This is a genomic window from Wolbachia endosymbiont of Cardiocondyla obscurior, from assembly GCF_902713635.1.
GTDB lineage: Bacteria > Pseudomonadota > Alphaproteobacteria > Rickettsiales > Anaplasmataceae > Wolbachia > Wolbachia pipientis.
Map to the genome: position 1 here is coordinate 1 of NZ_CACTIU010000063.1, position 7,421 is coordinate 7,421.

Consider the following 7,421-nt stretch of genomic DNA (forward strand, 5'->3'; position numbering starts at 1 on the left):
TTTCTTTAACCAGCTTAACAGCTTCTAATTTGAATTCTGCTGTATATTCTCTTCTATTTGTCATATTTTGAAAAAACGTTTTATTTTACTCCAAAAACGTTTTAACTTTCTCTCTACTTTTTCTGGGTAAGGTCAATTTACCGCCGCGGCGCTAACTAGTAGCGGGATGACGGGTTACCAAATTGTAGAAGTTGCTTTAGCTATAAATTCAAGTTTTATCAATGTCTTGTGTTGTTACCCAAATAATGGTTGTGCAAGCGCTTAATTTTTTGATCAAAAAGGAACAAGTTTAGTAAAAAATAATGATATTATTAGTGGAACATAAAACAGTCCCACTGCAGTACTGATTAGAAGCAACAGAGTAGCTTTATCTGGTTGATAATTCAAAATATTAGCAAGTATTATACTGGACCCAGAAACTGGAATAATAGCCAGCAACATCAGTGCTTTATATATGCTCTCACCGTATATACCTATAACATGCTTGTCTAAAAGGACAATTCCTAAAACAAACAGTGGCCAGAATACGTACTTTGCTGTAATAGTGATCAAAGCAAGCTTCCAATCTATTTTAAAGCTTGCAATATTCGCAATGCTCACTCCAAGTAGCACCATTCCTAATGTGACAAATGTACTTCTAATGTTCATCATAACATCTGTTAAAAAAGTAGGTATTTGTATATCGTATATACTTAAAAAGAAGCCCAGAACCATCGCATAAAGCGAAGGAAGTTTGAACAACTTTAATATGCATTCTTTTGCGGTATAAATACCATTTGCAGCTATGTAAAATCCTAAGCTGTTTTCAAATAGCGCCATTCCTATATAACAAACAACATATACAGATACTGAATCTTCATCAAATAAAGCCATGGCAATCGGCAGGCCAAAATAACCCATACTTGTGCTGCCCGAGCTAAATGCTAATATGTTTCTTGTGTTATCCTTAAATAAAAAAGAAGAAAGATAATACACTGATAAGGACATAGTGCTACCTATAAACCATATCAAAATCGGCAGAGAAATTACTTTTAAGTTAACTTCTGTATGAGAGACTCCATATAAAATCACTATTGGATTAGCTATATAAAAAAGTATTTGAGATATAGTGTTTCTATCAATTTTAAGATATTTTCCTGCTAAGTAACCAATAAATATTGTAATATAAATAGGTAATATTTTGAGAAAAAGAGTAAGGAACATACTAGCCTATTGTAATATTTTTGATTGATAAAGTGACATTAGATCTTAAGGTGTTGTAAAAGTAAACAAAATTTATTTTCCAATTTATCCAGCTCATAGTTAATTACATTAGTGCCAAAATTCGTTTTTATATAGGACTTAAGAATGACATTTTTATGATAAAATTATGTTAAGTTTCTATAAAGCTTCTTGCATATTTTTAAATAATGACATATTTACTAAAAATTAAACTGCTTGTAGTAATTTAGACGAACTGTTGAAAAAGTAAGAGGAAATAAGTAAAGTTAGGGCAGAGAGGTAAGAGCTTTAACATAGTTGTCATATTTTTCTTTAATTAACCCTAGTGTCCAATTTATCCACCATTCCTTCACATGAGGTGTTTCTAACCATTTTAATAACAGTAAAAAATGTTTTCTTTCAACGCTTTAAATGTGATATTTTTATTCATTAATTAAAAATCTCAAATGTTACTACCATTTCTGTTAATCCTGTCTCTAATTGCTAAGTTCATTGAAATTGACATTTCCGTACCTAGTTTTCCTGATATGGTGCACTATTTTAACGTACCGGAAGGCATAATTCAATTAACTATTGCTTATAATTTCCTAGGCTTTTGCATAGGAGGGTTGTTTTTTGGTCCATTGTCTGAATGCTATGCCAGAAGGAGAATTATGATCATAGGTAACACTTTGTTATTAATCGGCGCTGTTGGTTGTGTTTTTGCACCGTCGATTTTTTGGCTTTTAATCTCTCGCTTTGTTCAGGGCATTGGTGTTAGCACATCTGTAGTTGTGTTTGCAATCGTTGCAGACAGCTACAAAGGCGACGAAGCGGTGAAATTTATTGGAATCATGAATTCTGTTCTTACAGTTGTCATGGCAATTGCGCCAGTGTTAGGCAGTTTCATCAATGAAATTGTAGGATGGCGTGGTAATTATGCAACTGTTGCAATACTTTGTTTAATCTCTTGGGTTTTGCTGCTTTTAGCGTTACCAGAAACAAAAAAGGACCGCGATATTTTCAGTTTGAAAAAAATGATGAAAGATTACAGAAAACTACTATCTAGTCCGAGGTTTGTTACGTTGTCTTTGATGTCAAGCCTCTTTTCTGCTGCGTATATGTCATTCATTACTTGTGGACCTTTTCTGTATATGAAGACTTTTGGTTTATCTAGCACTATTTATGCACTACATCAAGGTGCAATAGTTGGGTGCTTCTCACTCATCAGTCTATTTGCTGGCAAAATCTTGCAGAAACTTGGAGCAATAAAGTGTGTAATTTCTGGTACGAGCGTGGGTGCTATTGGGTCTCTATTGCTTGTAATATTCAGTATAATTGTACCCCACTCTTTCTACTTAGTAACACTGTCTATGATTATTTTTTCTATCGGTTGTGCAATTTTCCAGCCAGTGATTTTTAATGCATCAATAAATGTTTTCCCTGAAATTAAAGGCACAGCTTCTTCTGCAGTCTCGTTCATTAGAACTTTTATCATGGCTATTTTTATCGGCTTAACAAGCTACATTTACAATGGTCAAACAATTAGTGTAGCTGTTCTTGTTTTATCCGCGATAGTACTAGAACTTGTTTTTACTGTCTATCTATTGCGTTTAAAAGATCCTATGTAATTAATAAAGATATTCCATTGTAGGCTGCTAACTTTCCCCTGCCAATCTTTCTGCTTCATTACGTGAGATTAATGCCTCAATAAATTCATCTAGTTCGCCTTCTTTTATAATCTGCTCTAGCCGATGTGAAGTTAGATTAATTCTGTGGTCTGTTATTCTTGATTGTGGGAAATTATATGTTCTTATGCGCTCGGAACGATCACCAGAGCCAATCTGACTTTTCCTCATTGTTGACCTTTCCATTTCTTTTTTTTGTCTTTCAATTTCGTATAGCCTTGCCCTCAATACTTTGAGCGCTTTAGCTTTATTTTTATGCTGCGATTTTTCATCTTGCTGTATCACAACTATCCCTGTTGGCAAGTGGGTGACCCTTACTGCACTATCGGTTGTATTCACTGATTGCCCTCCAGGACCACTGGATCTATAAACATCTATTCGTAAGTCTTTTTCTTCTATTTTAAAGTCAACTTCTTCTACTTCAGGTAATATCGCAACAGTAGCGGCAGAGGTATGCAACCTTCCTGAAGATTCAGTTTCTGGCACTCTCTGTACTCTGTGCACCCCTGATTCAAATTTCAACCTTGCAAAAACTTCTGTTCCATTAATGAGTGCAGAAGCTTCCTTATAGCCACCTATACCTGTATTAGAAATGCTTATTGGCTCGAACTTCCAATTTCTTCTTTCTGCATATTTTTGATACATACGAAATAACATTGCTGCAAATAATGCTGCTTCTTCTCCGCCTGTGCCTGCTCTAATTTCTAATATTGCATTCCTTGAGTCATCTTCATCTTTGGGCAATAATGCTAACTTTAATTTTGCTTTTATTTTTGGTAATAATACCTTGTGCTTTTCGAAGAATTCTTCTTTTGCTAACTCTTTTATATCACCTTCGCTGTTTTCATCTTTCATTATTTCTTCTAAGTCTGAAATTTCCTCTTTCAGCGTGTTATATTCATCAATTATCTTGATTATTGGCCTGAGCTCAGAGTATTCCTTTGAAAGGGTAATGAATTCTTTTTGACTTAAATTGGTAGGATTTTCCAAATTCCTCTCTATATCATTAAATTTTTTCTTTAAGTCTTGTAAATTATTTTCCATATCCATATAGCACAGATCTAGCTAAGTAATATATACTGAAATAAAAAATTTCTTATATCAAGCAATAACACTATAATATACCTACTACCTTCTAGTTGAATATAATGGCAAAACAGATAACATCAAACTGCAATTTCATATTTGGAGCTTCGGACATAAAATCATTACCAAATGAGTCGGCTCCAGAGATTGCGTTTGCTGGTAGATCAAATGTAGGAAAATCCAGTCTGATCAACTTACTGATAAACAGCAAAAAAGCTGCCAGAGTTTCCTCTAAACCTGGATGCACTAGACAAATAAATTTTTACTCTATGTACGATGATAAGTTCAGACTTGTTGATCTACCAGGGTATGGCTACTCTCATGCAGGCAAGGAGGAAATTATACAATATTTAAACTTAATTGAGTATTATCTAATTCAAAGAGAAAATCTAAGAAGAGTGTTTGTGTTGATAGATAGCAAGGTAGGATTAAAAGAAATAGACAAAGACTTCATTTATTGGTTAATATATAATAACATTAACTTTAACATTGTGCTAACAAAAATAGATAAAGTAAGTCAAAAAAGCTTAGGTGCTGTTATAGAAGATATTCAAAAATGGATTAATAATGAGAATGTGTCAATTCATCAAATGAGCATCCGTGTTAAGCATAAAATAACCAAGGTAAGAGATGAGTTTTTCAAGTTTACAAGATAAAAAAATGAAGAGTAGTGAATTTTTAAAGGGTGAGGTATCATTTGAACAAAAAGCAGAAATATTACTTGAAGTGCTATCTAACATACCTAGCTTTGTAGGCGAGACTTTTGTCATTAAATGCGGTGGTACAATAATCTTAAATGAAACACTATTTAATACTTTTGTGCATAATGTTGTCTTGTTGAAGCAGCTTGGCATAAATCCGGTAATAATTCATGACGGAGAATATGAAATTAACTCGGTGTTAAAAATGCTGGATATGAACAGTAAGTTTGTGAATGGTATCAGACTTACAGACAAAGACACTATGAAAATCATTGAAATGGCACTGTGTGGTTCAGTTAATAAAAAAATTGTTCAGCATATAAATTCTGCTGGTGGTTCAGCTATTGGATTATGTGGAAAAGATGGTAACTTAATTAAAGCCGAAAAAATAACCGCTACGCTTAGAGAAGATAGATCAAATAATATCGAAAAGATATTAGACATGGGGTTCATCGGTAGACCCACTGAAATCAATCCTGATATATTATTTTTTATTGAAGAATCAGATTTTATACCAGTTATTGCACCAATTGGTCATGGAAAAGATGGGGAAACATATCATATTGATGCCGATAGCACTGCAAGCGCAATCGCAATCGCAGTTTCTGCATCTAAAATGATAATCTTGAGTGACACAGATGAAGAAATAGATAAAATTGGTGGCAGGAAGATATCTGTTAAAAATTTAAATGCATCGATTGATTGTGGGAAAATTAAAGGGGAAAAATTTATTGAAAGGCTTATGGCATACGTTAAAATGGCGGAGGAATGTGCTGGAGTTGTTCACATAGTTGATGGTAGAATACCTAACATTATGCTTGATTTATTTACTGAGAGTAATTCAAGCATATCGATTGTGAGTGATTTATAGCTATACTGCTTGCAACTACACGAATACCAAGAGGGTGTCATTCAAGTAGCTGACACTGGAATGACAGCAATCTACGTCATACCGCGATTCATTCGCGGTATCTCTAGATCCCGCTAACAAGTAGCGGGATGACGGTTGTCAGGGTGTCATCCCAGCGCCCTTATGATGTCATCCCAGTGCCCAGACACTGGGATCCAGAAGACTTAATTTCAACCAAGTGGCTGCATAATAAGGACTAGATTCCAGACTGGAATGACATCATAGAGGCACTGGGATGACAAAAAAAGGAGCACTGAACTTGTCAAGGAATTTTATGGCCTAGCGTCACGCGCTGGAATGACATCATTTACATTTATCACTTTTGCAGATACAATTTACATGCTATAATTGAGTCTTCATAGATGGTAAATTGGAGTGCAAAGAAGTAAAATTAAAGTAGAAATAAAAAGATTATCACACGGAGAAGACTTGTCTCTTCCATGTTATGCAACTACGCAGAGTGCTGGCATGGATCTTTATGCTGCATTGAATGATTCTGCTGTTTTAAATCCACTTGAAAGATTACTTGTTCCAACTGGAATTGTGATTGCAATACCAAACGGTTTTGAGGGGCAAATCCGCCCACGTTCTGGTCTTGCTGCAAAACATGGAATCACTGTCTTAAATTCTCCGGGTACTATAGACTCTGATTATCGAGGTGAAGTTAAAATTTGTCTAATTAATCTAAGTAATCAGCCATACGAAATAAAAAGAGGAGATAGAATCGCACAAATCCTTATTTCTCCTGTATCTCAGGTAATTTGGGATGACAGAGAAGAATTCTGCGCAGAAGAAACCGGTCGCAATGCAGGGGGCTTTGGCTCAAGCGGCAGGTAGCTTACGAAAAAGCTTGACTATGACAGTTCTTTTATACACAATTTAAGCATATTAATATTTTATTAAATGAAGTCGTTTATGCTAACTTTCAAAAATCATTGTGGCCAGCTCCACAAAGCAAACACTGTATTTGTTGCATTTACTGCTATATACGTTATAGGTGGATTAGCAATACTTTCAACACCGCTTTGGAGGCCTTCAACTTGCAAGCTAGCAGCTTTTGCAGCTACACCACTTGGAATGGGCGTTTTAGCATTTGTTGCTGCTGCGCTGACTTATTTAGCAATATATGCTATCAGCAAAAATAACGAAATATCTGAGTTGAAAGCTCTGAAGGTTATTAAGGATGGGTTGCTAGTAACAAAAGACGCATTTAGGGAAATTGCAAGGAATAACCAAGTTAAAGATGAAGAAGGTCAGGTAGAAAAGGATAAACATTATATAGACTTCAGCTTAGAAGGCAAGAACTACCGTATTATTGTTGATATTAATCAGTTTACCAATAAGCTAGGCAATACTTCACTCTTCGAGATAGATTCACTAGAAGTGAAAAACAAAGAAGGTAAGTTCGAAACAGTAGATAAAACAGAATGGAATAAAACATTAGGTTTAGAAAAAGAGGGTGCTAAAGAGGTTAACACTTATTTAGGCTCGCTTATTGTTGAACAAGTTGCTTCTCAACAACAGACAGTATAGCCAAGTGAAATAAAAGAGGTAGATTAAGTCTGCCTCTTTGTTTTTTTTGATTTTTAGTGTTACGCGCATAACTGCATGGATGTTGCGATTCTCAAGGCAACGTATCTGTTTAGATGCATGGCTAATGCTGAAACAAAAATTCCAGTGTTCCCTTTCTTGTCATCCCAGTGCTTGACACATAACTGTACAAACATTCATTTTTGAAGGTAAATTGCACAACAGATAATGTCATTCCAGTGCTCCCTTTCTTGTCATCCAAGTAGCTGACACTGGGATGGCTTTGTTGCATCACACTTTATGAGA

Annotated in this window: 8 protein-coding genes and 1 pseudogene; 5 read left to right on the plus strand and 4 right to left on the minus strand. The window is 34.9% G+C overall.

What is annotated here, in order from left to right; translation table 11 throughout:
• Positions 1 to 273: 273 nt before the first annotated feature.
• Both WOCAOBSORBRA_RS04990 and WOCAOBSORBRA_RS06670 read right to left on the minus strand, forming a co-directional pair.
• Positions 274 to 1,203 (minus strand): AEC family transporter, encoded by a 930-nt coding sequence (locus tag WOCAOBSORBRA_RS04990; RefSeq protein WP_174516055.1) that lies wholly within the window; start codon positions 1,201 to 1,203, stop codon positions 274 to 276.
• A 290-nt stretch (positions 1,204 to 1,493) separates the two neighbouring features.
• Positions 1,494 to 1,651, minus strand: a pseudogene (locus WOCAOBSORBRA_RS06670) (N-acetyltransferase); the annotation flags it as partial.
• Between the two features lie 16 nt (positions 1,652 to 1,667).
• Between WOCAOBSORBRA_RS06670 and WOCAOBSORBRA_RS04995 the strand changes: the two are divergent.
• Positions 1,668 to 2,831: a multidrug effflux MFS transporter gene (locus WOCAOBSORBRA_RS04995; RefSeq protein WP_174516056.1), complete on the plus strand. Its 1,164-nt coding sequence runs from the start codon at positions 1,668 to 1,670 to the stop codon at positions 2,829 to 2,831.
• A gap of 27 nt (positions 2,832 to 2,858) precedes the next feature.
• Here the strand turns inward: WOCAOBSORBRA_RS04995 and prfA are convergent, their stop codons facing one another.
• A complete protein-coding gene (gene prfA / locus WOCAOBSORBRA_RS05000) occupies positions 2,859 to 3,938 on the minus strand; it encodes a peptide chain release factor 1 (RefSeq protein ID WP_007548640.1) in 1,080 nt (359 codons plus the stop codon).
• A 98-nt stretch (positions 3,939 to 4,036) separates the two neighbouring features.
• Here prfA and yihA point away from each other — a divergent pair, with 98 nt between their 5' ends.
• The 4 genes from yihA to WOCAOBSORBRA_RS05020 all read left to right on the plus strand — a co-directional run bounded on the left by yihA (position 4,037) and on the right by WOCAOBSORBRA_RS05020 (position 7,118).
• Positions 4,037 to 4,630: a ribosome biogenesis GTP-binding protein YihA/YsxC gene (yihA, locus tag WOCAOBSORBRA_RS05005; protein ID WP_010962460.1), complete on the plus strand. Its 594-nt coding sequence runs from the start codon at positions 4,037 to 4,039 to the stop codon at positions 4,628 to 4,630.
• Positions 4,631 to 4,634: 4 nt separating this feature from the next.
• Positions 4,635 to 5,546, plus strand: coding sequence for an acetylglutamate kinase (gene argB / locus WOCAOBSORBRA_RS05010; protein ID WP_174516058.1), 912 nt, complete (start codon positions 4,635 to 4,637; stop codon positions 5,544 to 5,546).
• A gap of 414 nt (positions 5,547 to 5,960) precedes the next feature.
• Complete coding sequence (gene dut, locus WOCAOBSORBRA_RS05015) at positions 5,961 to 6,422, plus strand: dUTP diphosphatase (protein ID WP_006279458.1); 462 nt, start codon at positions 5,961 to 5,963, stop codon at positions 6,420 to 6,422.
• A 78-nt stretch (positions 6,423 to 6,500) separates the two neighbouring features.
• The gene (locus tag WOCAOBSORBRA_RS05020; protein WP_246165642.1) at positions 6,501 to 7,118 is read left to right on the plus strand and encodes a hypothetical protein; all 618 of its coding nucleotides are present in this window, start codon (positions 6,501 to 6,503) and stop codon (positions 7,116 to 7,118) included.
• 121 nt (positions 7,119 to 7,239) lie between these two features.
• Here the strand turns inward: WOCAOBSORBRA_RS05020 and WOCAOBSORBRA_RS05025 are convergent, their stop codons facing one another.
• Positions 7,240 to 7,407, minus strand: a complete 168-nt coding sequence (locus tag WOCAOBSORBRA_RS05025; protein ID WP_167471207.1) for a hypothetical protein — start codon at positions 7,405 to 7,407, stop codon at positions 7,240 to 7,242.
• Between the last annotated feature and the right edge of the window lie 14 nt (positions 7,408 to 7,421).